The sequence below is a fragment of the Streptomyces sp. PA03-3a genome (assembly GCF_033792735.1).
Taxonomy (GTDB): domain Bacteria; phylum Actinomycetota; class Actinomycetes; order Streptomycetales; family Streptomycetaceae; genus Actinacidiphila.
In genome coordinates this window covers 21,778-45,089 of sequence record NZ_JARAVM010000020.1, presented here as the reverse complement: position 1 = coordinate 45,089, position 23,312 = coordinate 21,778, and the positions used below count along the sequence as shown (strand labels likewise).

Annotated in this window: 26 protein-coding genes; 13 read left to right on the top strand and 13 right to left on the bottom strand. The window is 75.2% G+C overall.

All coding sequences use genetic code 11. The annotated features are described in order from the left end of the window. The first annotated feature begins 16 nt into the window (after positions 1–16). The 3 genes from PV342_RS23730 (at position 17) to PV342_RS23720 (ending at position 1,613) form a co-directional block, all read left to right on the top strand. Complete coding sequence (locus PV342_RS23730) at positions 17–469, top strand: DUF4442 domain-containing protein (RefSeq protein WP_386991851.1); 453 nt, start codon at positions 17–19, stop codon at positions 467–469. A 167-nt stretch (positions 470–636) separates the two neighbouring features. Continuing rightward, positions 637–840, top strand: coding sequence for a hypothetical protein (locus PV342_RS23725; protein WP_500318632.1), 204 nt, complete (start codon positions 637–639; stop codon positions 838–840). 113 nt (positions 841–953) lie between these two features. Next, complete coding sequence (locus tag PV342_RS23720; protein WP_500318631.1) at positions 954–1,613, top strand: DedA family protein; 660 nt, start codon at positions 954–956, stop codon at positions 1,611–1,613. A 19-nt stretch (positions 1,614–1,632) separates the two neighbouring features. Here PV342_RS23720 and PV342_RS23715 read toward each other — a convergent pair whose 3' ends face one another. Next, positions 1,633–2,166 carry a gamma carbonic anhydrase family protein gene (locus tag PV342_RS23715; RefSeq protein ID WP_400808161.1) on the bottom strand — a complete coding sequence of 178 codons (534 nt, stop codon included), beginning with the start codon at positions 2,164–2,166 and terminating at the stop codon, positions 1,633–1,635. Positions 2,167–2,222: 56 nt separating this feature from the next. Between PV342_RS23715 and PV342_RS23710 the strand changes: the two genes are divergently transcribed. From PV342_RS23710 to PV342_RS23700, 3 genes are all read left to right on the top strand, one after another. Then, entirely contained in the window at positions 2,223–3,143 is a 921-nt protein-coding gene (locus PV342_RS23710) for a pseudouridine-5'-phosphate glycosidase (protein ID WP_419196523.1), read from the top strand. 40 nt (positions 3,144–3,183) lie between these two features. Beyond that, positions 3,184–3,960, top strand: a complete 777-nt coding sequence (locus PV342_RS23705) for an acyltransferase (protein WP_400808165.1) — start codon at positions 3,184–3,186, stop codon at positions 3,958–3,960. An 88-nt stretch (positions 3,961–4,048) separates the two neighbouring features. Next, positions 4,049–5,122: an NAD(P)/FAD-dependent oxidoreductase gene (locus tag PV342_RS23700; protein ID WP_500318630.1), complete on the top strand. Its 1,074-nt coding sequence runs from the start codon at positions 4,049–4,051 to the stop codon at positions 5,120–5,122. Positions 5,123–5,140: 18 nt separating this feature from the next. On the opposite strand, the gene PV342_RS23695 is transcribed toward PV342_RS23700, so the two are convergent. Next, positions 5,141–5,713, bottom strand: coding sequence for a cupin domain-containing protein (locus tag PV342_RS23695; protein ID WP_361006967.1), 573 nt, complete (start codon positions 5,711–5,713; stop codon positions 5,141–5,143). A 114-nt stretch (positions 5,714–5,827) separates the two neighbouring features. Here PV342_RS23695 and PV342_RS23690 point away from each other — a divergent pair, with 114 nt between their 5' ends. Further along, entirely contained in the window at positions 5,828–6,385 is a 558-nt protein-coding gene (locus tag PV342_RS23690; RefSeq protein WP_386991862.1) for a YbaK/EbsC family protein, read from the top strand. Next, the gene (locus PV342_RS23685; RefSeq protein ID WP_500318629.1) at positions 6,382–7,206 is read left to right on the top strand and encodes a GNAT family N-acetyltransferase; all 825 of its coding nucleotides are present in this window, start codon (positions 6,382–6,384) and stop codon (positions 7,204–7,206) included. The genes PV342_RS23690 and PV342_RS23685 overlap by 4 nt, the downstream gene beginning before the upstream one ends. Here the strand turns inward: PV342_RS23685 and PV342_RS23680 are convergent. Together PV342_RS23680 and PV342_RS23675 are read right to left on the bottom strand one after the other, a co-directional pair. After that, positions 7,181–7,711 (bottom strand): GNAT family N-acetyltransferase, encoded by a 531-nt coding sequence (locus PV342_RS23680; RefSeq protein ID WP_500318628.1) that lies wholly within the window; start codon positions 7,709–7,711, stop codon positions 7,181–7,183. The genes PV342_RS23685 and PV342_RS23680 overlap by 26 nt on opposite strands. 64 nt (positions 7,712–7,775) lie before the next feature. Continuing rightward, positions 7,776–8,183 carry a CoA-binding protein gene (locus PV342_RS23675; protein ID WP_400808176.1) on the bottom strand — a complete coding sequence of 136 codons (408 nt, stop codon included), beginning with the start codon at positions 8,181–8,183 and terminating at the stop codon, positions 7,776–7,778. A 72-nt stretch (positions 8,184–8,255) separates the two neighbouring features. Between PV342_RS23675 and PV342_RS23670 the strand changes: the two genes are divergently transcribed. Further along, positions 8,256–8,885, top strand: coding sequence for a YigZ family protein (locus PV342_RS23670; RefSeq protein WP_018558556.1), 630 nt, complete (start codon positions 8,256–8,258; stop codon positions 8,883–8,885). A gap of 106 nt (positions 8,886–8,991) precedes the next feature. On the opposite strand, the gene PV342_RS23665 is transcribed toward PV342_RS23670, so the two are convergent. Continuing rightward, the gene (locus PV342_RS23665) at positions 8,992–10,623 is read right to left on the bottom strand and encodes a serine/threonine-protein kinase (RefSeq protein WP_400808178.1); all 1,632 of its coding nucleotides are present in this window, start codon (positions 10,621–10,623) and stop codon (positions 8,992–8,994) included. Positions 10,624–10,814: 191 nt separating this feature from the next. Here PV342_RS23665 and PV342_RS23660 point away from each other — a divergent pair, with 191 nt between their 5' ends. After that, positions 10,815–11,975 (top strand): exonuclease SbcCD subunit D, encoded by a 1,161-nt coding sequence (locus PV342_RS23660; protein ID WP_400808180.1) that lies wholly within the window; start codon positions 10,815–10,817, stop codon positions 11,973–11,975. Continuing rightward, positions 11,975–14,977 carry an AAA family ATPase gene (locus PV342_RS23655; RefSeq protein WP_500318627.1) on the top strand — a complete coding sequence of 1,001 codons (3,003 nt, stop codon included), beginning with the start codon at positions 11,975–11,977 and terminating at the stop codon, positions 14,975–14,977. Before PV342_RS23660 ends, PV342_RS23655 begins: the two co-directional genes overlap by 1 nt. Here the strand turns inward: PV342_RS23655 and PV342_RS23650 are convergent. Next, on the bottom strand, positions 14,942–15,391 hold the full coding sequence (locus tag PV342_RS23650; RefSeq protein ID WP_329189301.1) for an Lrp/AsnC family transcriptional regulator: 450 nt from the start codon (positions 15,389–15,391) through the stop codon (positions 14,942–14,944). The genes PV342_RS23655 and PV342_RS23650 overlap by 36 nt on opposite strands. Before the next feature lie 103 nt (positions 15,392–15,494). On the opposite strand from PV342_RS23650, the gene PV342_RS23645 reads away from it, so the two are divergent. Next, positions 15,495–16,049 carry a rhodanese-like domain-containing protein gene (locus PV342_RS23645; RefSeq protein ID WP_500318674.1) on the top strand — a complete coding sequence of 185 codons (555 nt, stop codon included), beginning with the start codon at positions 15,495–15,497 and terminating at the stop codon, positions 16,047–16,049. An 18-nt stretch (positions 16,050–16,067) separates the two neighbouring features. Here the strand turns inward: PV342_RS23645 and PV342_RS23640 are convergent, their stop codons facing one another. The 5 genes from PV342_RS23640 to PV342_RS23620 form a co-directional block, all read right to left on the bottom strand. Next, positions 16,068–16,874: an ATP-grasp domain-containing protein gene (locus tag PV342_RS23640; protein WP_500318626.1), complete on the bottom strand. Its 807-nt coding sequence runs from the start codon at positions 16,872–16,874 to the stop codon at positions 16,068–16,070. 42 nt (positions 16,875–16,916) lie between these two features. Then, on the bottom strand, positions 16,917–17,459 hold the full coding sequence (locus PV342_RS23635; protein WP_400808194.1) for a GNAT family N-acetyltransferase: 543 nt from the start codon (positions 17,457–17,459) through the stop codon (positions 16,917–16,919). After that, complete coding sequence (locus PV342_RS23630) at positions 17,456–17,743, bottom strand: ATP-grasp domain-containing protein (protein ID WP_400808196.1); 288 nt, start codon at positions 17,741–17,743, stop codon at positions 17,456–17,458. The genes PV342_RS23635 and PV342_RS23630 overlap by 4 nt, the downstream gene beginning before the upstream one ends. A gap of 73 nt (positions 17,744–17,816) precedes the next feature. Continuing rightward, entirely contained in the window at positions 17,817–19,493 is a 1,677-nt protein-coding gene (locus tag PV342_RS23625; RefSeq protein ID WP_500318625.1) for a DUF885 domain-containing protein, read from the bottom strand. Positions 19,494–19,541: 48 nt separating this feature from the next. Beyond that, the gene (locus tag PV342_RS23620; RefSeq protein ID WP_400808202.1) at positions 19,542–20,024 is read right to left on the bottom strand and encodes an Lrp/AsnC family transcriptional regulator; all 483 of its coding nucleotides are present in this window, start codon (positions 20,022–20,024) and stop codon (positions 19,542–19,544) included. Between the two features lie 59 nt (positions 20,025–20,083). Here PV342_RS23620 and PV342_RS23615 point away from each other — a divergent pair, with 59 nt between their 5' ends. After that, positions 20,084–21,259: a trans-sulfuration enzyme family protein gene (locus PV342_RS23615; protein ID WP_400808205.1), complete on the top strand. Its 1,176-nt coding sequence runs from the start codon at positions 20,084–20,086 to the stop codon at positions 21,257–21,259. On the opposite strand, the gene PV342_RS23610 is transcribed toward PV342_RS23615, so the two are convergent. Next, entirely contained in the window at positions 21,213–22,583 is a 1,371-nt protein-coding gene (locus tag PV342_RS23610; protein ID WP_500318624.1) for a GNAT family N-acetyltransferase, read from the bottom strand. The genes PV342_RS23615 and PV342_RS23610 overlap by 47 nt on opposite strands. A 76-nt stretch (positions 22,584–22,659) precedes the next feature. Then, positions 22,660–23,181, bottom strand: coding sequence for a DUF1990 domain-containing protein (locus PV342_RS23605; RefSeq protein ID WP_400808210.1), 522 nt, complete (start codon positions 23,179–23,181; stop codon positions 22,660–22,662). Between the last annotated feature and the right edge of the window lie 131 nt (positions 23,182–23,312).

Here is a 23,312-nt window from a genome sequence, read left to right as displayed (position 1 = left end):
TGGTAACATCCGTTCCATGCCCGAGAACCAGCCGCAGATAGGCGAACTCATGGCGGCCACCGTGCCGATGGCCGCCACCCTCAGCATCGAGTTCCTGGAGACCACCGCGGAGCACGCCGTGGTCCGCCTCCCCGACCGGCCCGCCTATCACAACCACGTCGGCGGCCCCCACGCCGGCGCGATGTTCACCCTGGCCGAGACCGCCAGCGGCGCCGTCGTCCTCGCGGCCTTCGCCGACCGGCTCTCCCAGGCCGTACCCCTCGCCGTGCGCGCCGAGATCGGCTACAGGAAGCTCGCCATGGGCCCGGTCACCGCCACCGCCCGGCTCGGCCGCCCCGCGGCCGACGTCATCGCCGAACTCGACAGGGGCGAGCGCCCGGAGTTCCCCGTCACCGTCGCCATCCGGCGCGAGGACGGCGCCGTGACGGGCGAGATGAGCATCGTCTGGACCCTGCGCCCCAACGGCTGACCCCTGACGCGTTCGGCGCCCCTGGTGCAACTGCCGGTGATGCCCAGCCTGTTCGGTTCGAAGATCGTGGATCTTGTGGTCTTCGCGCGGCCGGAACGGTTCCGGCTCCTTGCCCCGGCCGTGGCCGCCGGGCTCACGGAGACCCGAGAGCCCGGCGGGCCGCCCAAATGTCGTACCTGATCGCCGGTTGCGCCGGCCTGTACGCCGGCACCCGGGCACTGGTGCTCCGACGGCGGCAACGCGGCACCGAGGCGGCACGCTCCTCGTCGGTGATCCTGCGGCCGGGGGTGCTCGCCGTCCTCGCGGGGCTCTGCTCCGCCTGCGGGGCGTTCCTGCTCGCGGACGGGACCCTCGTCACGGCGCAGGGCTGAGCCCCTGGCCCCGGGCGACGGCGACGGGCCGGCCCGCACGTCGGCTACGCTGCAACGACGCGCGCACGTGCGCGCGTCCTCACATCCGACCGCCCTAGGGGGAGGAAGCGGCCTTGCACGTCCAGGAGTGGCTCGGCACGATCCCGCCGGTCAGCGTCTACCTGCTGGTGGGCCTCGTGATCGGCCTGGAGAGCCTGGGCATCCCGCTGCCGGGCGAGATCATCCTCGTCAGCTCGGCTCTGCTCGCCTCCCAGGGGCATGTGGACCCCTGGGTGGTCGGCGTCTGCGCCTCGGTCGGCGCGATCGTGGGCGACTCGATCGGCTACGCCATCGGCCGCCGCGGCGGCCGGCCCCTGCTGGACCGCCTGGGCAGGCGCTTCCCCAAGCACTTCTCGGCGGCGCACATTGCGACCGCCGAGGCGTCGTTCACGCGCTGGGGCATGTGGGCGGTGTTCTTCGGGCGCTTCGTGGCGCTGCTGCGGATCTTCGCCGGCCCGCTGTCGGGCGTGCTGAAGATGCCGTACTGGAAGTTCCTCACCGCCAACGTCCTCGGCGGCATCGTGTGGGCCGGCGGCACCACGGTCGTCATCTACTACGTGGGCATCGTCGCCGAGCCGTGGCTCAAGCGCTTCTCCTGGCTCGGCCTGGTGGCCGCCGTCCTGATCGGCCTCGGCTCGTTCCTCGTCGTACGCCGCCGGGCCAAGGCCGCCGCGAAGGCCCACGAGGCGGCCGCGCCCGAGGCGGACGCCGTGGCGGCGACCGCCGCCGACTGAGCGGCCGGGCCCGGGGCGGTCAGTCCCGGGCGAAGGCCGCCCGGTGGACGTCGGCCAGCCGGACGTAGTGCTCGGCGTTGATCCGCACCATCTCGCGCTCCTCCGCCGTGAGCTGGCGGCGCACCTTCGCCGGCACGCCCGCCACCAGCGACCCCGGGGGCACCCGCATGCCCTGGGGGACGAGCGCGCCCGCCGCGACGAGCGAGCCGGTGCCGATGTGCGCGCCGTTCAGGACGGTGGCGCCCATGCCGACCAGCACGTCGTCCTCGACGACGCAGCCGTGCAGCACCGCGTTGTGCCCCACCGTGACGCCCGCGCCGATCACCGCGGGGAACCCGGGATCGGCGTGCACCGTGGAGTTGTCCTGGATGTTGCTGCCCTCGCCGACGCTGATCGACTCGCAGTCGCCGCGCAGCACCGCGTGGTACCAGGCGCTCGCGCCGGCCGCCATCGTCACGTCGCCCAGCACCACCGAGGTCGGCGCGGTGAAGGCGGCGGGGTCCAGCCGGGGCGCGCGTCCGGCGACGTCCGCGATCAAGGCTCTCTCCGTCATGGGGATCACCGTAGTCCGGTGATTGCGCCGATCGCGTGGCGGGTAGCGCGTAGATCGTGCTGAAGTTCTCCGATGACGTGATCATCGCGCTGGAAACGGGAGCCCCGATCGTCGCCCTCGAGTCGACGATCATCTCCCACGGCCTGCCCCGCCCCCGCAACCACGCGGTGGCGCTGGAGCTGGAGGCCGCCGTGCGCGAGGCCGGCGCCGTCCCCGCGACCATCGCCGTGCTGGACGGCGTGCCCCGCATCGGGCTCGACGGCAAGGGCCTGGAGCGCATCGCCGGCGACGAGGGGATGCGCAAGCTCGGCCACCGCGACCTGCCCGTCGCGGTCGCCACCGGGGCGAGCGGCGCCACCACCGTCTCGGCCACCGCCTACCTCGCCGCCCGTGCCGGGCTGCGGGTCTTCGCCACCGGCGGACTGGGCGGCGTGCACCGCGGCTGGACCGACGAGCAGGACGAATCCGCCGACCTGCGGCTGCTCGCCGGGACCCGGATCACCGTCGTCTGCGCCGGGGTGAAGTCGATCCTGGACGTGCCCGCCACCCTGCAGCGCCTGGAGACCCTGGGCGTCACGGTCGTGGGCTACGGGACGACGGAGTTCCCCGGCTTCTACCTCAGCGGCTCCGGGCAGCCCGTGGACTGGACGGTCCGCACGCCCGACGAGGCCGCCTGCGTCATGGCCGCCCAGGACGACCTCGACGGCCCGCCGTCCGCGGTGATCCTCGCCAACCCCGTGCCGGAGCACGAGCAGCTCGACCCGGCCCTGCACGACCGGGTCCTCGCGGAGGCGCTGGCCGCCGCCGAACGCGAGGGCGTCACCGGGCAGGCCGTCACGCCGTTCCTCCTCGGGCACCTCGTGGAGCACACCGGCGGCGCCAGCCTGGAGGCGAACCTGGCCGCCGTCCGCGGCAACGTCCGCCTGGCCGCACAGGTCGCCGTCGCGTGGACGGAACGCGGCGCACATCACATCTGATCGCCCGGCCGCGCCCCCGCCCCCTCGGTACGGTGAGCGGGTGCCGAAAAACGAGAACCTGTTCTCCTCCGCGGCGGCCTGGCGCCGCCGTGCCGTCTCGCGAGTGGTGCACCGCGCCTGGCGGTGGGCCCAGAACGCGGGTTCCGTCTCCGCGGACCGCCCCGGCCCGCTGCGCTTCGGCCGGATCGGCGCGGGCACCCGGCTGGCGTTCCCGCAGGGCACGATCTTCGGCGAGCGGTGGATCCACCTCGGCGAGTGCTGCATCATCGGCGAACAGGTCACCCTCACCGCCGGGATGATGCCCGGCCTCGACCTCGGGCCCGATCCCGTCGTCCGGCTCGGCAACGGCGTCGTCCTCGGCCGCGGCAGCCACGTCATCGCCTCCCGGCCGGTCGTCTTCGGCGACGACGTCTACTGCGGGCCGTACGTGTACGTCACCAGCGACAACCACTCCTACGACGATCCGCACGAGCCCATCGGCCGCCAGTGGCCGCGCTCGGCGCCCGTCGAGATCGGCTCGGGGAGCTGGCTCGGCGCGGGCGCGGTGATCCTGCCGGGGGCCCGGATCGGGCGGAACGTCGTCGTCGCGGCGGGCGCCATCGTGCGGGGCGAGGTCCCCGACCACTCGGTGGTGGCGGGCGCTCCGGCCCGGGTGGTCCGGCGCTGGACGCCCGAGCGGGGATGGGAGCCGCCGCTGCGGACACCCGCGCCGCGTCCCGTCCCCGCCGGGGCGACCCATCAGCAGCTGGCCGCGCTCGCGGGTCTGGAGCCCGAACTCATCGCGGGGCTGGAGGAGAAGCTCGCCTCCGAGGCCTGACCGGCCGGGCGGGCGGCGCGCGCGGCGCATCTTGCCGAAACGGCATGGAATGTTGCCTCCCGCCGGCGGCCGGAGTGATCGTGCCGCCATGGACGAGAACAACAGCGACATCGGCGGCAACGCGATCGACGCACCGGGCGGCGTGTGGGACGTGGTGGTCGTCGGGGGAGGCGCCGCCGGACTGTCCGGCGCGCTGACCCTGGCACGGGTACGGCGGCCGGTGCTGGTGATCGACGCGGGCGAGCCCCGCAACGCCCCCGCCGCCGCGGCACACGGACTGCTGGGACGCGACGGCATCGCCCCCCTGGAACTGCTGCGGAAGGGGCGGGACGAGGTCGCCGCCTACGGCGGCCGCGTCGTCGCCGGACGCGTCACGGCGATCCACCGCGAGGGCGGCCGCTTCCTGGTCGAGTGCGCGGACGGACGGCGCACGGCGGCCCGGCGGGTCCTGGTGGCCTCCGGTCTGGTCGACGAACTGCCGGACGTGCCCGGCCTGGCGGAGCGATGGGGCAGGGACGTGGTGCACTGCGTGTTCTGCCACGGCTGGGAGGTCCGCGACACCGCGGTCGGGGTGCTGGGCAGCTTCCACCAGGCGCTGCTGTTCCGGCAGTTGTCCGAGGACGTGACGCTGTTCCTGCACCCGGGCACGGATCTGACGGACGATCAGTGGGAACAGCTCGCCGGGCTGGGCGTCGGGGTCGTGGAGGGCGCCGTGAGCGGCCTGGCGACCGACGACGCGGGCCGGCTGGCGGGGGTGCGCCTCACCTCCGGGCGCACGGTGCCCGTCCGCGTGCTCGCGGTGGCCCCGCGCTTGACGGCCCGGGCGTCCTTCCTCGGCGGCCTCGGCCTGGCCGTGCGGGAGCATCCGGCGGGCTTCGGGGAGCAGCTCACCGTGGACGCCTCGGGCTTCACCGGCGTCGACGGCGTGTGGGCCGCGGGGAACGTCGGCGACCTGACGGCGGGTGTCCCGGCAGCCGCGGCGGCCGGCACGACAGCGGCGGCGGCCATCGTCATGGACCTGCTGGCGGACGACGCCCGCGCGGCGGCCCGGTCCCGCCGGGCCGGTGACGCCGAGGTGTTCGGCGCGGGGATGGAGGCGGAGGTGACGCGGCGCGTGCTCGGTACGCGGGCGCACGGTGTGGACCCGCTGCCGGGGAGGTGACCCGCGGGCGCGCCGGTCTCAGGCGGTGCGGGCCCGCAGATGGGCCCGCTCGCCCTGCCGCCCGAACAGGACGAGCAGTTCGACGGGGTCCTCGCCGTCGGGACCGAGCCAGTGCGGGACGTGGGTGTCGAACTCCGCGGCCTCGCCCGGCTTCAGGACCACGCGCCGGTCGCCGAGGAGCAGCAGCAGCCGGCCGGCGAGGACGTAGACCCATTCGAAGCCCTCGTGGGTCTTCAACTCGGGCTCCGTGCCCGGCTGCGGCGGGATCAGCAGCTTGTGCGCCTGGATCCCGCCCGGTCTGCTCAGCGGCACGTACGTCAGGCCGTCGCGGGTGACCGGGCGCAGGTGGATACGGGGATCTCCGGTGCGGGGCGCGCCGACGAGCTCGTCGAGCGGCACCGCGTGGACCTCCGCCAGGGTCAGCAGCAACTCCAGGGTCGGCTTTCGCCCGCCGCCCTCCAGACGGGACAGGGTGCTCTCGTTGATCCCGGTCCGCTCGGCCAGTTCGGCCAGGGTCATGCCGCGCCGGCGCCGCAGCTCGCGCAGCCGGGGCCCGACCGCGTCCAGCACCTCTTTCCTCGTGGCTCCCACGTCCCCAGGTTGCCGAAACGGCACGGGCCGGCGCAACCGAGGCGACCGCCGCCCCGCTCACGCCTCCCCGAGACGGCCCGCCGCCGGCTCCGTGGATTTGTTAGCGTGCCGGACATGCGCGCACCCATCGGCACCTTCACCGACGTCCACCCCGCCGTGGAACGGCTCGACCTGCTGCCGGCCCCCGTCGCCGCCGCGCTCACGGCGTGGAGCGGGCAGGTGCCGGTCGAGGAACTGCTGCTCGTCGACACCGACCCGGAGAAGGCCGACACCGCCGTCTTCGCCGAGACGTACGGGGTCGCCCTGGAGCAGTCCGCGAACTGCGTGGTCGTCGCGGGCAAGCGCGGCGGGGAGGTCACGCTCGCCGCCTGCGTCGTCCTCGCCACCACGCGGGCCGATGTGAACGGCCTCGTGCGGCGTCATCTCGGGGTCCGCAAAGCCTCGTTCGCGCCGATGGACACCGCCGTGGGCGAGAGCGGCATGGAGTACGGCGGCATCACCCCGATCGGGCTGCCCGCCGCCTGGCCGCTGCTGGTGGACGCGTCGGTCGCGGACACCCCCTACGTGATCATCGGCAGCGGCCGGCGGCGCGGCAAGCTGCTCGTGCCGGGCAAGGCGCTGGCGTCGCTGCCCGGTGCGGAACTGCTGGAAGGGCTGGGACTCCCCGCGTGACGGAACTGCTGGACCGCCTGGAGCGCTACTACGACGCCGTGCCCCGGGCGGGCGCGCGCGCCGAGGAGCACGGCCCGCTCACCCTCTTCGTGCGCGAGGGCGTCGGCTGGCCCTTCTACGCCCGCCCCGCGCCGGCCGCGGACGGCGGCCCCGTCGGCCGGGCCGACGTGGACCGGGTCCGGGCCCGCCAGCGGGAGCTGGGCGTGCCCGAGAGCTTCGAGTGGATCGCGGAGACCAGCCCCGGGCTGCGGGAGGCGGCGCTGGCCTCCGGCCTCGCCGTGCACGAGCACCCGCTGATGGTGCTCGATCCGCTCGTCCCGCCCCCGCTGCCGCCGGAACTCCCCGCGGGCGTCGGCGTACGGACGCTGGGGCCCGGCGACCCGGCGCTGCCCAGCGCCCTCACCGTCCCGCACCTGGCCTTCGCGCAGCCCGGCACCGCCATCGGCACCGCCGGCCGGGCGGAACTCGCCGCCGCGCTCCCGCTGCACGCGGCCCCCGGTCTCGTCGCGACCGCGGAGGCACGGGTGCGGGCCGGGCTCACCGTGCACGCCGCCGCCGTCGAGGGCGGCACCGCGCTGTGCGCGGGCCAGTACAACCCCGTGGGCGCGGTCTGCGAGATCGTCGGCGTCGGCACCCTGCCCAGCGCCCGCCGGCGCGGTCTGGCCCTCGCGGTCACCGGGGCGCTCGTCGCCGACGCCCGCGAACGCGGGCTGACCACGGTGTTCCTCTCGGCCGGCGACGAGGACGTCGCCCGGATCTACGCCCGGCTCGGCTTCCGCCGGGTCGGCACGGCCCTCATCGCGGAGCCGCCCGCCCCCTGACGGGGCCACCGCCCGGCTGCTGGGACAGGTCCAGCGACAGCGGGATCGAGTGCTCGGCGAAGCCGAGGCTGCGGTACAGCGGCTCGGCCTCCGGGGTCGCATGCAGATCGACGCGGGTCACGCCCTGTTCGGCGAACCACGCGAGCAGGGACTCCGTCGTCGCCCGGGCGTACCCCAGGCCCCGGTAGCGGGTGTCGGTGCAGACGTTGAAGACGAAGCCGAACCGGCCCGCCGGGTGCCCGGGGGCGGGCAGCCGTTCCTCGATCCGGCCCACCGCGCACGCCGCGAGGTGCGGGCCGTCCGCGGCCGCCGGATCGCCGTCCACCACGAACGCCCCCAGCCACCGCGCACCGCCCACGGCGAGCTGTTCGCGCGCCCGCTCCTCGGCGGCCGCCTCCCAGGGACCGGGCTCGTCCCGTCCGCTCATGGCCAGGAACATCAGCCGCCGCAGCCGTACCAGCTCGGCGGCGTCATCGGGTCGGGCGGGGCGTACGGGACCGGGCATGCGCGCACGCTACAACAGGGGGCCGGACCGTACGCGGCCGGTTTCCCGCCCGGCGGCCGGGGGCCTACCCGAGCCGGGGGATCTCGATCGCGGGGCAGCGGTCCATGACCATCAGCAGCCCCGCGTCCCGGGTGCGCCGGTACGCGTCCTCGTCGATCACTCCGAGCTGGTACCAGACCGCCTTCGCACCGATCGCGACGGCCTCGTCCGCGACGGGGCCGGCCAGGTCGGAGTTGACGAAGACGTCCACCACGTCGACCGGGAACGGGATGTCGGCCAGCGAGGCGTAGCCCTGCTCCCCGTGGACGGTCTCGGCCTTCGGGTGCACCGGCACCACGCGCTTGCCGTAGCGCTGCAGCACCGCGGCGACGCCGTACGCCGCCCGCGAGGCGTTGTTGGACAGTCCCACCACGGCCCAGGTGTCCCCGAGGCCGGTCAGGATCTCCCGAACCGCCGCGTCGTCTCCGTGCACGTCGTCCTCCCTCAATCCGGTCCGCAGCAGTCAACCAGAGGACGCACCTGACTGTTCCCGTAGGGTGGCGGGGTGGTGGAGCGGTATCTGACGATCGGGCGCGAGCACGTCCACGAGAGCGAGATCAAGCGCTCGCGGTTCCTGTGCGCGCTGGCGCCGGTGTCCGGTGAGGAGGCGGCGCAGGAGTTCATCGCCCGTGTCCGCAAGGAGCACGCCGGGGCGACGCACAACTGCTTCGCGTACGTGATCGGCGCCGAGGGCCGGATCCACAGGGCCAGCGACGACGGGGAACCGGGCGGCACCGCGGGCACCCCCATGCTGCAGGTGCTGCTGCGCCGCGAGGTCAGGGACGTCGTCGCCGTCGTCACCCGCTACTACGGCGGCGTCCAGCTCGGCGCGGGGGGCCTGGTCCGCGCCTACGGGGGCGCCGTCTCGGCGGCCCTCGACGAGGTCGGCACCGTGGAGCGGCAGAAGCTCGCGCTGGTCACCGTCGTCGCCGGCCACCAGCGGGCCGGGCGCATCGAGAACGACCTGCGCGCCGCCGGCCGCGCCGTGCGCGGCGTCGCCTACGGCGCGGCGGAGGTGCGCATCGAACTGGGCGTGCCGCAGGAGGAGCTGGCCGCCTTCCGGGCCTGGCTCGCCGACGCATCCGCGGGGACCGCGGGCGTGGAGGTCTCGGGCAGCGCCTTCGTGGACGTCTGACCGGGGCCGTAGCCGGGGCCGGGGCGGGCGCCCGGGCCGGGACGCACCCGGCCGTCGCGGGCCCGGCCGGTCACCCGAACACGATGCGGTTCCCCCGTCCGGGAGGTCAGCTCTCGTCTATGACGTTGGTGACTTCGCCCTCGAGGGTGGCCTCGAGGAAGCAGGTGCGGTAGCTGTCGACTCGGTAGTAGTACAGGGACGGTTCGTTGCTGATGATGTCGGGCTTCACGACCGCGTAGCTGGTCTTCGGGTGCTTGACCGTGCACTCCGTGTCCGCCTGGCTCATCAGGGCCGGCAGTGCCTCCCAGTTGACGGCCTTGAGGTCGATGACCGTGTCGTCGGCGTCGATGGTGCCCTTGATGATCCCGTCCTCGAGTTTTCCGTCGCTGTACGAGTAGCTGTCGAAGACGGTCTTGTCCGTCTTCTTGGGCGCCTTGAAGCTCGCGTAGTCCTCGTAGAGGGTGAGTTCGACCACCTTGGTGCCGCCCGAGACCGACTTGACGACGTCCGCCATCGAGCGGCCCCCGGCCACCGAGAGCAGGTTCTTCGGCGCCGCCGTGCTCGGGGCGCCGGAGGATCGCGTGCTCTTCCGTGTGCCCGTGCCGCCCTTCCCGGCGGCGCCGGCGTCCCCGTCGCCGTGGAGCTGCGGGAGAAGGGTCCACAGCAGGACGCCCGCGACACCCACCGCCGCGACCGCGGTGGCGGCGGCCAGGACCCGGCCGGCCCGCCCCGCGCGGGGGGCCGCGGGGAGCGGGGTGGGCCGGGTCGCGGGCTGCGGCGGGTGGTACGGCTCGGGCGCCATGGGCCGGTACGACGCCGGGGCGGGCCCGAAACCGGGGGGCGCCGCGTCCACGGGTCCGGGCGCGGGGAGCACAGGGGGGAGGAGCGCGGGCGCAGCGCCGCGCTCCGCGTCGGCGAGCATCCGGTCGAGCGCGTCGGCGCCGGGCCGCGCGGCGGCGTCCCGGACGAGCAGCGCGGTGAGCACGGGGGCCAGCGGTCCCGACCGCGCCGGGGGCGGCAACGGCTCGTCGAGGACGGCGACGAGCGTGGCGATGCTGGTCTCGCGGCGCAGCGGATGGACGCCCTCCACCGCGACGTACAGCAGCATGCCCAGCGACCACAGGTCGGAGGCGGGGTTGCCCTCCTCCCCGCGGATGCGCTCGGGGGCGATGTACTCGGGCGAGCCGATCAGGCCGCCGGTGGTCGTCAGCCGCGTCGAGTCGCGGAGCGTGGCGATGCCGAAGTCGGTGAGCACCGGAGTCATGTCGGGCCGCAGCAGCACGTTCGCGGGCTTCACGTCGCGGTGGTGGACGCCGACCGCGTGCGCGGCGCGCAGCCCCGCCAGGACGCCGCGGCCGACCGTGGCCGCCTCCGGCGGGGTGAGCGGGCCGCGGGCCAGCCGGTCCTGGAGGGAGCCGCCGGTCACCAGCTCCATCACGAGCCAGGGGTGCGGGAGGTCCGCTTCGTCCACGATGTGGTGGATCGTCGCGACATTGGGGTGGTGCACCCGGGCCAGCGCGCGGGCCTCGCGCAGCACGCGCTCGCGCATCTTGGCCGCCGCCTCGGGGTCGGCATCCGCCAAGTCGGTTTCGGGCGGGCGTACTTCCTTCAGGGCGACCTCGCGCTGCAGAACGGTGTCGCGGGCCCGCCACACCAGGCCCATGCCGCCGCCGCCCAGTCGTTCCAGCAGCTCGAAGCGGCCGTCGATCAGTCGTCTGCCGGAGTCGCTCGCCGTCATGGCGGTCATCGTACGGGTGGGCGGGGACACGGCTTGACCGACCTTGCCCGAGTTCGGACTCCCGCGACGCGCTGACAGTGGTGGCCGATAGCCTGCTACCGGAGCGCACGGGACCGGTGGGGACACCGGGGCCCGCGCGGAGCATGCGGAACGTGAGGCGGAGGACGGAACATGCGGGCGGGAGAGCCGCGGTGAGGCTGCTGCACACCTCCGACTGGCATCTGGGGCGGTCCTTCCACCGGGTCGGACTGCTCGACGCCCAGGCGGCGTTCATCGACCACCTGGTGGCGACGGCACGGGCGGAGCGCGTCGACGCCGTCCTCGTCGCCGGTGACGTCTACGACCGGGCGCTGCCGTCGCTGCCCGCCGTCGAGCTCTTCGACGACGCGCTGCACCGGCTCGCCGCCCTCGGCGTGCCCACGGTGATGATCTCCGGCAACCACGACTCCGCCCGCCGGCTGGGGGTGGCCTCCGGCCTGATCGACCGCGCCGGGATCCACCTGCGGACCGACCCGGCCGGCTGCGCGACGCCTGTCGTCCTCGCCGACGAGCACGGGCCGGTCGCCCTCTACGGGCTGCCCTACCTGGAACCCGCCCTGGTGCGCGAGGAGTTCACCCTCGACCGGGCCGGGCACACCGAGGTGCTGAGCGCCGCCATGACGCGGGTCCGCGCCGACCTCGCCGCCCGCCCCGCGGGCACCCGCTCGGTCGTGCTGGCGCACGCGTTCGTCGCGGGCGGCGCGCCCAGCGACAGCGAGCGGGACATCACGGTCGGCGGCGTGGCGGCCGTGCCCGCGGACGTCTTCGAGGGCATCGACTACGTGGCCCTGGGCCACCTCCACGGCTGCCAGACGATCTCCGACCGCGTGCGCTACTCCGGCTCGCCGCTCGCGTACTCCTTCTCCGAGGCCGACCACCGCAAGGGCACGTGGCTGGTCGACCTCGGCGCCGACGGCTCCGTGGCCGCCGAGCGGGTCGACTGCCCCGTGCCCCGGCCGCTGGCCCGGCTCCGCGGCCGCCTCGGGGAACTGCTGGAGGACCCGGCGCACGCACGGCACGAGGGCTCCTGGGTCGAGGCCACCCTCACCGACCCGCACCGCCCGCACGAGCCCATGGCCCGCCTGCGCAAGCGGTTCCCGCACGCCCTCGCGCTGGCCTTCGAGCCGGAGCGCACCGACGCCGGCGCCCACGCCTCGTACGCGCAGCGCCTGCGCGGCCGCACCGACCGGCAGATCGCCGAGGACTTCGTGACCCACGTGCGCGGCACGGGCCCCGACACCGCGGAGCGGGGCGTCCTGCGGGACGCGTTCGACGCGGTCCGCAGCGACGCCGCACGGGCGGAGACCGACTGATGCGCCTGCACCGTCTGACCCTGACCGCCTTCGGGCCGTTCGCCGGCAGCCACACCGTGGACTTCGACGAGCTGTCCGCGGCCGGGCTGTTCCTGCTCCACGGCGCGACCGGCGCCGGCAAGACCTCCGTCCTCGACGGGGTGTGCTTCGCCCTGTACGGCGGCGTCCCCGGCAGCCGGCAGGGCAACCGGCTGCGCAGCGACCACGCCGGACAGGACACGCTCACCGAGGTCGTGCTCGACCTGACCGTGGGGGGCCGGCGGCTGGAGATCACCCGCCGGCCCGAGCAGCCGCGCCCCAAGAAGCGCGGCAGCGGCTGGACGATGGAGAAGGCCGTCACCCTGCTGCGCGAGCACACCGCCGGCCAGTGGCGGGCGCTCAGCAAGTCCCACCAGGAGGCGGGCGAGGAGCTGAGGCAGCTCATCGGCATGAGCCGGGAGCAGTTCTGCCAGGTCGTGCTGCTGCCCCAGGGCGAGTTCGCCACGTTCCTGCGGGCCACCGCCACCGAACGGGCCGCCCTGCTCGGCAGGCTCTTCGACACCCGCCGCTTCAAGGCCGTCGAGGAGTGGCTGCGGGCCGAGCGGCGGGCCGCCGAGCAGCGGGTGGCCGCCGGGGACGGCGAACTGCTGCGGCTCGCCGAACGCATGGGCCAGGCCGCCGGAGACGACCCCGAGGCCCTCGCCGGGCCGTTGCCCGAGGGCGCCGCCGCCGGCGACCCGGAACTGGCCGCACACATCCTGAGCTGGGCGGCCGTCCTGGCCGCCACCGCCCGCGAACGCGCCGACATCGCCGACCTGGCGGTCGCCGCCGCCGAAGGCGCGCACGAGCAGGCCCAGCGCGAGGCCGAGGCGGTACGCGAACTCGCCGTACGGCAGCGCCGCCACGCCGCGGCCGAGCGCCGGGCCCGCGACATGGCCGGCGAGCGCGAGGCCCGCGCCCGCGAACAGGAGCTGCTGGCTACGGCGGAGCGGGCCGCCACCGTGGCGCCCGCCCTGGAGCTGCGCGAGCGCGCCGCCGGCCGGCAGGCACGTGCGGCCGCCGAGGAGCGCACCGCCCGCGCGGGCCTGCCCGCCGAGCAGTACGAGGCGGGCGCCGAGCAGCTCGCCGAGTACGAGAACCGGCTCCGCGAGGAGCTGGGCGGCCTCGCCGACGCCGACCGGGACGAGCGGCGGGCCGCGGAACTGGCCCACGACCGCGGGCGCGTGGAGCGCGAGGCCGCCGAGGACGAACGGCTGACCGCCGACACCGCCGCCTGGCTCGACGGCTGGGAGACCGAACGCCTCGGCCGTGAACGCGCCGTGGACACCGCCCAGTCCGCCGCCACCCGCGCCGCCGAGCTCTCCGGCGCCCTCGACCGGGCCCGGCGCCGCCATGACGCCGCCCGCGAACGCGACACGCACGCCGCCGCGCTGCTCGCCGCGCAGGACCGGCTGCGCGCGGCGCGCGACGCGGCCGCCGACGCCCGCGACCACTGGCAGGACGTACGCGAGGCCCGCATCAGCGGCATGGCCGCCGAACTGGCCGCACAGCTCAGCCCCGGCGAGGGCTGCCTGGTCTGCGGTGCCACCGAGCACCCCCACCCGGCCCGCCCCGCCGCCCGCCAGGTGGGCCGCGCGGACGAGGAGGCCGCGCAGGAGGCCCAGCAGCGGGCTGCCGGCGCACGGGACGCCGCGCAGGAGCAGGTCGTACACCTCGCCGCCGCCCGTGACGCCGCCCTCGCCGCCGCGGGGCCGGAGCCGGCGGCCGAACTCGCCGCCGCGCAGGCCGCGCTGGAGGAGGAGTACCAGGCCGCCGTCCGCATCGCCGCGGGAGCGCCCGAGGCGCGCCAGGCACTCGACCGGGCCCTCGCGGAGCACGCCCGGCGCACCGCCGACCGCAGCGAGGCCGAGAGCCGGCTCGCCTCCCTCACCACCCGCCGGGAACTCCTCGACCAGGAGGCCGCCGAACTCACCGCCCGGCTGGCCCGGGCCCGCGGCGCCCACGCCACCGTCGCCGAGCGCCGCGCCCGGCTCACGGCGGACGCCCGGCTCGCCGCGGCCGCGGCCGGGGCGGCCCGCGCGGCCCAGGAGTCCGCCCGCGCGCTGAAGGAGGCCGACTCCGACCTGGCCGACGCCGCCTACAAGGCCGGCTTCCCCACGCCCGAGGCCGCGGCCGACGCCGTACTGCCCGAGACGGAAACGCGGCGGCTGCGGCAGCGGGCGGAGGAGTGGCGCCGCGAGGAGGCCGCGGTCACCGCGGAACTCACCGCCCTGGACCTTGCCGAGGCCGCCGCGCTGCCCCCGGCCGACCCCGACGCGGCCCGCCGGGCCGTCGAGACCGCGACCGCACGGCTGCGCGGGGTCACCGCCCGGCAGTCCGCCGCGCACACCGCCCGCGAGGCCCTCGACCGGCTGCGGGCCGAGGCCTTGCGCGGTACCAGGGCGCTCGCCCCGGCCCGTGAGGAGTACGCGCGGCTGCGGCGCCTCGCCGACCTCGCGACCGGCGCCGGGGAGAACACGCTGCGCATGGAGCTGGAGACCTATGTGCTCGCCGCCCGGCTGGAACAGGTCGCGGCCGCGGCCAGCGTCCGGCTGCACCGCATGTCCTCCGGGCGCTACACCCTCGTCCACACCGACGCCCGCGCCTCACGCAACGTCAAGTCGGGCCTGGGGCTGATGGTCGTGGACTCCTGGACGGGCACCGAACGCGACACCGCCACGCTCTCCGGCGGCGAGACCTTCTTCGCCTCCCTGGCCCTCGCCCTCGGTCTCGCCGACGTCGTCACGGACGAGGCGGGCGGCGCCCGCCTCGACACGCTCTTCGTCGACGAGGGCTTCGGCAGCCTCGACGAGCAGACCCTCGACGAGGTGCTGGACGTCCTCGACGGGCTGCGCGAACGCGACCGCGCCGTCGGCATCGTCAGCCACGTCGCCGAGCTCAGGCAGCGCGTCCCCGCCCAGCTGCAGGTCGTCAAGGGGCAGCGCGGGTCAGCCCTCCGCCACCGCACGGCGGGGGAGCGGTGAGGAGTAGACGACACTCGTCGTCACCGAACCCAGGCCCGAGACGCGGCCGGTGATCTCCTCCAGGTGGCGCATCGAACGGGCGGTGACCTTGAGCACGAAGCAGTCGTCACCCGTCACATGGTGGGCCTCCAGGATCTCCGGGGTCGACTCCAGCAGATCGTGGAACGGCTTGTAGTTGCCGTGCGGATACCGCAGCCGGACGAACGCCAGGATCGGGCGGCCGGTCCGCTCCAGGTCCACCACGGCCGTGTACGCCGTGATCACCCCCGCCTCCTCCAGCCGCCGGACCCGCTCGGTCACGGCGCTCGGGGACATCGACACGGCACGCGCCAGCTCCGCGTAGCTGGCCCGGCCGTCGCGCTGCAGGGCGTCCAGGATGCGCCAGTCGGTGGCGTCGAGGGAATCCACGGTCATGCCCCCTGGCTACCAGGGATTTCCCCGGCCGGGCAAGGCGGACGCCGGGGAACGGCCCTTCAGGCGACCGGCCGGCGCTCATAGATTTGCCGCCATGACGACGATGACGAGCAAGACGAGCAAGACGAGCAAGACGAGCAAGACGACCACGACGACACAGACCGCCGCCACCCCCGCCCCTGCCGGCCACCCCGTGCTGCGCGTGCCGCCCGCCGCGCCGGCCGACGCCGCCGCGTACTTCGCCGCGAGCCTCGCCTTCCACACCGACGTGTCCGACGTCGCGGCCGCCCTCGCCACGGCCGCGGAGACCGGCGCCGGGCCAGGCTTCGCCGTCGTCGACTCCCGCTCCACCCGGGCCTGGGAGCAGGGCCACGTCCCCGGCGCCGTCCACCTGCCCAGCGCGGACGTCCCGCGGCTCGCCGGCGCCCGCCTCGACCGCGACGTACCCGTCGTCGTGTACTGCTGGGGCCCCGGCTGCAACGGCGCCACCCGCGCAGCGCTCGCCCTGGCGAGCGCCGGCTACCAGGTCAAGGAGATGCTCGGCGGCATGGAGTACTGGATCCGCGAGGGCTTCGCCCACGAGACGGCCGACGGCACCGAACGGCGCCCCGCCGACCCGCTGACCGCACCCGTGGGCGCGGACGACTGCGGCTGCTGAGGCCGCCGCGGATCGGCCTCAGCGGACGACGGAGACGGCCGGCCGCAGGAACCGGCGGTCCCGGGGCCCGAACCCGGCGAGCGGCGCCGCCGCCCGCAGGACGACGTCCAGCACGGCGTCGGCGTCGCAGGCGTAGTGCCCGCTCGCCCAGGCCGCGTTGGCCTCGACCACCGCCCAGCCGTCCCCGGTCCGGCCGACGTCGACCACGATCGCGCCCGGCAGCTCCGGCACGCCGGACGCGAAGAGCCGTCCGGCGAACTCCCGCACCTCGCGGGCCGCCGGGTCACCGTCCAGCGGCGCCACGTCCAGGCCGCCGCGGGTCGCGTAGCGGCTGCCCGTCACCACCTCGCCGTCCAGCAGGAACAGCCGGTACTCGACGGCGAACGCCACGATGTCGCTCACCAGCACGGGAGCGTCGTCGTCCACCGCGTCCGGGCCGGGCAGACCGCTGCCGTCGGGGTACACCCTGGCCGGGAAGCTCTTGTCGTTCGGCGGCTTCACGAAGGCGGGCCGGCGCAGCGCGCGGGCCTCCGCCAGGGTCGTGAACCGGACGTCCCGCCCGACGAGTTCGAACGGCAGCCGGGCCAGCCAGTCCTCGTCGGCCTCCAGCAGCCCCAGGCCCAGGTCCGCCGCCACGGCGCCGGCGAACAGCGGCCCCGCGTACAGCGACGGGCCCACCGCGTCCGCCGCGTCCTGCGGCGCCCGCCACGTGGAGAGGGTGCGCGCCGCCATGCCGCGCCGGTGGGCGGCCGCCGCCAGCGCGTGCCCGGTCTCGGTGACGCGAGGGGAGAGGAAGAGGGTCCGGGACGGGGGAACGGTGTTCACGGTCCCGATGGTGGCCGAACCGGCGGGTGAAGCGACAGCGAATTACGCCCTCACACCCCGCCCGACCGGCCCCAACTCGTAGGCCCACTGGGCGTCCCGGTCCGCGATGCGCCCGAAGCCGGCCCGCTCCAGCACCCGTTGCGAGGCGCGGTTGCCGGGGTCGGTGGTCGCCAGCACCGTGCGCACCTCGGCACGGCTCAGTGCCCACCGGGACAGCACCAGCACCGCGTCCGTCGCCCAGCCCTCGCCCCGCGCGGACTCCGACAGGTCGTAGCCGATCTCCACCCGGCCGTCGACGGCGGAGGGCGGTCCGTGGAAGCCGATACCGCCGAGCGCGAGGCCGTCGTCCGACCGCTGGATCACGAACAGCCCCCACCCCGGGGCGTACACCTCGGCGGCCGCCGCGATCGTCATCATCCCGGCCGCGATGATCGTGCCCTCACCCGGCCCCCCGTCGATCCACGCCAGCCCGGCCCGCTTCCCGTCGGCCAGCTGCGCCGCCTCCCCCGGGAGCTGCTCCCGCAGGGTCAGCCGCCCGTGCGTCAGCACCAGACGGCCGTGGAGGTGGGAGGCCTGAGGGATCATCGAGAGGCACCGTTTCGCAGCGGGGGTCGGTCGGGTCGGCCGGGTCGGTCGGATCGGTCGGACGCGGCGTAACCGCCGGGTTCGCCGGCCAGGGCGCGGAGCGCCGCGGCGAGCGTCTTCGGGCAGGCGCCCGCGGGCAGGTCCGAGACCTGACCGTCGCCGACCTCCACCACCCGCCACCGGCCGTCCGCGTGCGGCGCCGGATCGGTGGTGACGAGGGGGCGGTCCAGGCCGCGTACCAGGGGGCGCGGCGCGTCGGCGCAGAAGACGAACAACACCCCCATACCGGAACCCTATCCGGCCGGCTCGCCGGCGGCGGGGCCGGCCGCAGCCCCGCCGCCCACGGGCACCGCCCGCCTAGAGCTTGGAGAGCTCGTCGACGAGGTCGTCCAGGCCCAGGGAGCCCTGCGACAGCGCGGCCATGTGCCAGGCCTTCGGGTCGAAGGAGTCGCCGTGCGCCTTGCGGGCGGCCTCGCGCCCGGCGAGCCAGGCGCGCTCGCCCAGCTTGTAGCCGATGGCCTGGCCCGGCATGCCGAGGTAGCGGATGATCTCGCTGTCGAGCATGGCGTCGCTGAGCCCGTTGAAGCGCCCGAAGAACTCGCGTCCCAGCTCCGGCGTCCAGGTCTCGCCCGGGCGGTACGGGCTGTCCTGCGGGATCTCCAGCTCCAGGTGCATGCCGATGTCCAGGATGACGCGGGTCGCCCGGAGCATCTGCGCGTTGAGGTAGCCGAGACGGCGGCCCGCGTCCGTCAGGAAGCCGAGCTCGTCCATGAGGCGCTCCGCGTACAGCGCCCAGCCCTCCGCGTTGGCGCTGACCTGGCCCAGCGTGGCCTGGTAGCGGCTGAGCCGGTCCGCGACGTACACCCACTGCGCGAGCTGCAGGTGGTGGCCGGGGACACCCTCGTGGTACCAGGTGCTGACCAGGTCCCAGACGGGGAACCGCTCACGGCCCAGGGTGGGCAGCCAGGTGCGGCCCGGGCGGGTGAAGTCCAGCGAGGGCGAGGTGTAGTACGGCGCGGCGGCGCTGCCGGCCGGGGCGATGCGCGACTCGACGCGCTTGACGGGCTCGGCCAGGTCGAAGTGGGTGCCGTCGAGCGCCGCCATGGCCTCGTCCATCACCTCCTGAAGCCACTCGCGGACCGCGTCGACGCCCTCGATGGCCTCGCCGGCCTCGTCCAGGTGCGCCAGGGCCTCCATCGGGGTGGCACCGGGCAGCACCTTCTCCGCCTCGACGCGCATCTCGGCCTCGATGCGCCGGAACTCGTCCCAGCCCCAGGCGTACGCCTCGTCCAGGTCGAGGTCGGAGCCCGTCCAGTAGCGGGCCCAGCGGGCGTACCGCTCGCGGCCGACCGCGTCGGAAGTGCCCTCCACCGCGGGCGCGTAGGTGTCGCGCAGCCAGTCCCGCAGGCCCCCGACGGCCGCGGTGGCCTCGGCGGCGGCGCCGTCGAGCTCGGACCGCAGGGCCTCGGGACCCTCCGCGACGAACTGCGCGAACCAGCTCGCTCCCGCGTCCTCGCCCAGCCACTCGCCGAGCTGCCCGACGACCGTGTCGACCTGGCGCGGCCCGGCCGGCAGCTTGCGGGCGACGCCCTCCTCCAGGGAGGCCCGGTAGCCCGCCAGGGCCTGCGGGACCGCGCGCAGCCGGGCGGCGACGGCGGCCCAGTCCTCATCGGTCCCGGTCGGCATCAGCATGAACACACCGCGCACCGAGTGGACGGGGGAGTGCAGGTTGCTGACGGCCCGCAGGCCCTCACCGGCCTCGTGCACGGCCAGCTCGGCGGTGAGCCGCTCGCGCAGCAGCCGCGCGCAGCGGCGCTCGTCGTCGTCCGGCACCTCGGCCGCGTCGATGTCGGCCAGGGTGCGGCGGGCGAGTTCGGCCTGGGCCTCCAGCCCGGCGGGGCTGAAGTCGGGGAGCCGGTCCTGGCCGGTCCGCACCCCCAGGTACGTGGCGGTGATGGGATCGAGTTCGGTGACCGCGTCGACGTACGCGTCGGCGATCCGGCGGGGCAGCGCGCTGCCGGTGGTGTCGGGCATGGTCACATCCTGGTACGGAGCGGCCCGCTCCGTCATCACCATTGACGATCATATTGCTGACGTGGGCGGGAGCAGTGGTCCGCAGTCCCAGTGCTGGAAGATCAACCGGGTTTCCACACGGGCGACTTCGGGCCGCGAGGTGAACTCGTCGACGACGAGGCGCTGGAGGTCGCCGGTGCTCGCGACGGCCACGTGGACGAGGTAGTCGTCGGGCCCGGTGAGGTGGAACAGCGCCCGCGACTCCGGCAGTGCCCGCACCCGCTCCACGAAGGGGCCGATCAGCTCCCGGCGGTGCGGCCGCACCTGCACCGCAAGCAGCGCCTCCAGTGGCCGCCCGATCCGGGCCGGGTCGACCCGCAGCTCGTGGCCGAGGATCACCCCGGTGCGGCGCAGCCGGCCGACCCGGTCCAGGCAGGTGGACGGGGCCACGCCGACGGCGGCGGCGAGGTCCTTGTAGGTCGTCCGTGCGTCGTTCTGCAGGAGTCGCAGAATCTCGAGGTCGACCGGATCCAGAAGCACAGAATCGGACATCGGCCGAAGTTAACACGGGTCTTTCCCGCTACGGCCCGGTAGCTGTTCAGCATCGGGCCATGGACACGACAGCATCGGCGCCCACCCGCGCCCTCGCCACCGAGGCCGTGCACGCCGGCCGCGAAGACCTCGCCGACCTCGGCCTGCACGCCGTTCCCCTCGACCTGTCCACCACCTACCCCTCGCGCGACAGCCGAGCCGAGGCCGCCCGCCTGGACGACTTCGCCGTGACCGGTGCCGCGCTGACCGGCCCGCCGGTCTACTCCCGGCTCGACAACCCCACCGTCGCCCGCTTCGAGACCGCGCTGGCCCGGCTGGAGGGCGCCGAGGCCGCCGTGGCCTTCGCCAGCGGCATGGCCGCCCTCACCGCCACCCTGCTGGCCCGCGCCTCCATGGGGCTGCGCCACGTGGTGGCCGTCCGCCCGCTGTACGGCTGCAGCGACCACCTGCTGACCGGCGGCCTGATCGGCACCGAGGTGACCTGGACCGACCCGGCCGGCATCGCCGACGCCATCCGGCCCGACACCGGCCTGGTGATCGTGGAGACCCCCGCCAACCCGACGCTCGCCGAGGTCGACCTGCGGGCCGTCGCCCACTCCTGCGGCGAGGTGCCGCTGGTCGTCGACAACACCTTCGCCACGCCCGTCCTGCAGCGCCCCCTGGAGAGCGGCGCCAGGATCGTGCTGCACAGCGCCACCAAGTACCTCGGCGGTCACGGCGACGTCCTCGGCGGAGTCATCGCCTGCGACGAGGAGTTCGCCCGTGTGCTGCGCAAGGTGCGCTTCGCCACCGGCGGGGTGCTGCATCCGCTGGCGGGCTACCTGCTGCTGCGCGGGCTGTCCACGCTGCCGGTCCGGGTGAAGTCCGCCTCGGCGACGGCGGCCGCGCTGGCCGAGCGGCTGGCCGCCGACCCGCGGGTGGCGAAGGTGCACTATCCGCGGCTCGGCGGCGCCATGGTCGCGTTCGAGGTCCAGGGCGACCCGCACGAGGTGATCGCCGGGGTCCGGCTGATCACCCCGGCGGTCAGCCTCGGCAGCGTCGACACCCTCATCCAGCACCCGGCCTCGATCAGCCACCGCATCGTCGACGAGGGCGACCGGCACAGCGCGGGTGTCAGCGACAAGCTGCTGCGCCTGTCGGTCGGCCTGGAGGACGTCGAGGACCTGTGGGAGGACCTGGACATCGCGCTCAGCGCAGCCGAGCGCTCGCGTCGGCCGGTGACAGCGTCGCGGTGATGACCAGCGTGCCGTCCTCGACCTGGTAGTCCAGCGGCAGACCCAGGCGGCGCATCGTCGCGACCATCGCGGTGTTGGTCGCCCGGGTCACCGCGTACACGCTCTCGCACCCGGCGTCGGCGGCCTGCGCGGCCAGGCGGCGCAGCAGTTCCAGGCCGATGCCGCGGTGCTGCCAGGCGTCCTCGACCAGGAGGGCGACCTCGGTCTCGTCGCCGTCCCACAGCAGGTGGCCGAGGGCGACGAGCCGGCCGGAGACCGTCTGCACGGCGAGCGTCCGCCCGAAGCGGGGGCTGAGCAGGTGGGTCAGATAGCGGTCCACGTCCGCGACCGGGCCGTGGTAACGGCGCGCCAGGGTCGCGGGGGAGCACCGGTCGTGGAGCTCGCGGGCGGCCTCGAGGTCCTCGGGGCCCACCCGTCGGACGGTGAACTCCTTGCCCTCGGGCAGGGTGAGCACCGCCCGGCCCTCCGGGACCCTGGTGCCCAGCTGCGCGTCGAGCTCGACGAGCGCGCGGGCCCGCGCGAACTCGGTCGGGGTGAACGGGAGGTAGGCCCGTTCCACGGAGATGGTGCCCCCGGCCGGATCGCGCAGCCGCATGATCATGCCCTCCAGGGTGTCCTCGGCCGGGTCGGGGCCGGCCGTACCGGGCGGGGTGGACCTTATGGTGCAGCGGCCGAACAACTGGCGCAGGGTCATGGGAAGTTCGGCGGCGTCCATGGCTGTGCGGGTGGCGAGGCTGAGGACCCGGGTCGGGGTGTCGACGAGGTCGTGGGCGTCGGCCCGCTCGATCCAGGTGTCCCGCCCGCCCCCGTCGGCGGCGGCCCGCGTCAGCTCGCCCGGTGCGAGTGCGGCCGGGGCGCGGACCAGGAACTCGTCCACGGTGCCCTCGGCCAGCGGGTGCGTCTGGAGGGTGAGGATGTCCACGCCCCGTCCGGCCAGCGCCGCGCAGAGTGCGGCGAGGCTGCCCGGAGTGTCGCGCACGGTGGTGCGCACCCGCCACAACGCGGTCCCGGCGTCGGGTCCGTGGGCGGCGGAGCCTTCCCCCGGCTCCGTCGTACGGTCCCGGGCGTGGCTCCCGGCGGGTGGGGGCGAATGAACGTGCCGGCGTGCCCACCATGTGTGGAAGCCGGCGGTCGCGGCGAGCGCGGCGGCCGACAGGCACAGCAGGGCGGGGCCGTCGGGGGCGTGCCCGACGAGGTTGGCGATGAGGTCGGCGGTGGCCACGGCCACGAAGAGCGCGGCGAGTTCGATGACGTCGCGGCGCCAGTGGTGCTGCCGCCGCGCGAGGGCGGCGGGGGCCGTCGTGGCGGAAGTCAGGTCTCGCATGCAAACACCATGCCGAACGGGTGTTGCGTGATCACGAACGCGTTGTGACCGACGGGTAAAGCGTGGTCCATGTCGCTTAACTCCCCCTTTCAACAATTCCATCCTGCGACAACCGGCGCAGGCACCGGCCGTAGCGGCGCGCGATGCCACGCTGAGTGACGCGTCCCAGCGGGCCCAGTAGACCCACGTACCACGCCCCCGGTCCACTGAAGGCCGTGACATCAAGCCACACGGACCCGTCCGGCGCGAGGCTGACCACGAACGCCTCCTCCCCGCGCTCCGGGTGACCGGGGAGCGTCCCGTACGCGAACCCGACGCGGTCCGGGCCGTGTTCCGCCCACACCACCTCGCACGGCGCGCGCAGCGGGCCGATCCGCAGGGGCACCCGCACCCCCGGCGCCGCGTCCGGGGTGCCGGCGGGCACCCGCAGTCCGGTCGCCCGGTGCATCCGCCACCCCGTCAACGCCCGTCCGGCCGCGGCCAGCACCTCGGGGCCCTCGCCGATCCGGATCCGCTCGTGCAGGTGGTGGAACCCCGGCGGGGTGGGCCCGCCGGTCCGGGTCACCCCGACCTGCTCGTAGCTGAAGCCACCCGTCATGGCGCCGTCCTCCCGGTCCGTCGGGACGCCGCGGAGCACCCGCCCCGGCCGCCCCACGAGGTCTCGAAATCGCCGTATTGCCCGGCTGATTTGCACATGCTAAGCCCTCCGGGACGCCGCCCGCCCGCCGC

What these genes read in the sequence shown, in the direction of transcription:
- PV342_RS23655 (WP_500318627.1), top strand. Translation starts at nt 11,975, where the DNA reads ATGCGCCTGCACCGTCTGACCCTGACCGCCTTCGGGCCGTTCGCCGGC.
- PV342_RS23605 (WP_400808210.1), bottom strand. Translation starts at nt 23,181, where the DNA reads ATGACGGGTGGCTTCAGCTACGAGCAGGTCGGGGTGACCCGGACCGGC.
- PV342_RS23615 (WP_400808205.1), top strand. Translation starts at nt 20,084, where the DNA reads ATGGACACGACAGCATCGGCGCCCACCCGCGCCCTCGCCACCGAGGCC.
- PV342_RS23625 (WP_500318625.1), bottom strand. Translation starts at nt 19,493, where the DNA reads ATGCCCGACACCACCGGCAGCGCGCTGCCCCGCCGGATCGCCGACGCG.
- PV342_RS23645 (WP_500318674.1), top strand. Translation starts at nt 15,495, where the DNA reads ATGACGAGCAAGACGAGCAAGACGAGCAAGACGAGCAAGACGACCACG.
- PV342_RS23730 (WP_386991851.1), top strand. Translation starts at nt 17, where the DNA reads ATGCCCGAGAACCAGCCGCAGATAGGCGAACTCATGGCGGCCACCGTG.
- PV342_RS23610 (WP_500318624.1), bottom strand. Translation starts at nt 22,583, where the DNA reads ATGCGAGACCTGACTTCCGCCACGACGGCCCCCGCCGCCCTCGCGCGG.
- PV342_RS23635 (WP_400808194.1), bottom strand. Translation starts at nt 17,459, where the DNA reads ATGATCCCTCAGGCCTCCCACCTCCACGGCCGTCTGGTGCTGACGCAC.
- PV342_RS23630 (WP_400808196.1), bottom strand. Translation starts at nt 17,743, where the DNA reads ATGGGGGTGTTGTTCGTCTTCTGCGCCGACGCGCCGCGCCCCCTGGTA.
- PV342_RS23665 (WP_400808178.1), bottom strand. Translation starts at nt 10,623, where the DNA reads ATGACGGCGAGCGACTCCGGCAGACGACTGATCGACGGCCGCTTCGAG.
- PV342_RS23620 (WP_400808202.1), bottom strand. Translation starts at nt 20,024, where the DNA reads ATGTCCGATTCTGTGCTTCTGGATCCGGTCGACCTCGAGATTCTGCGA.
- PV342_RS23680 (WP_500318628.1), bottom strand. Translation starts at nt 7,711, where the DNA reads ATGCCCGGTCCCGTACGCCCCGCCCGACCCGATGACGCCGCCGAGCTG.
- PV342_RS23725 (WP_500318632.1), top strand. Translation starts at nt 637, where the DNA reads ATGTCGTACCTGATCGCCGGTTGCGCCGGCCTGTACGCCGGCACCCGG.
- PV342_RS23650 (WP_329189301.1), bottom strand. Translation starts at nt 15,391, where the DNA reads ATGACCGTGGATTCCCTCGACGCCACCGACTGGCGCATCCTGGACGCC.
- PV342_RS23690 (WP_386991862.1), top strand. Translation starts at nt 5,828, where the DNA reads ATGCGCGCACCCATCGGCACCTTCACCGACGTCCACCCCGCCGTGGAA.
- PV342_RS23715 (WP_400808161.1), bottom strand. Translation starts at nt 2,166, where the DNA reads ATGACGGAGAGAGCCTTGATCGCGGACGTCGCCGGACGCGCGCCCCGG.
- PV342_RS23700 (WP_500318630.1), top strand. Translation starts at nt 4,049, where the DNA reads ATGGACGAGAACAACAGCGACATCGGCGGCAACGCGATCGACGCACCG.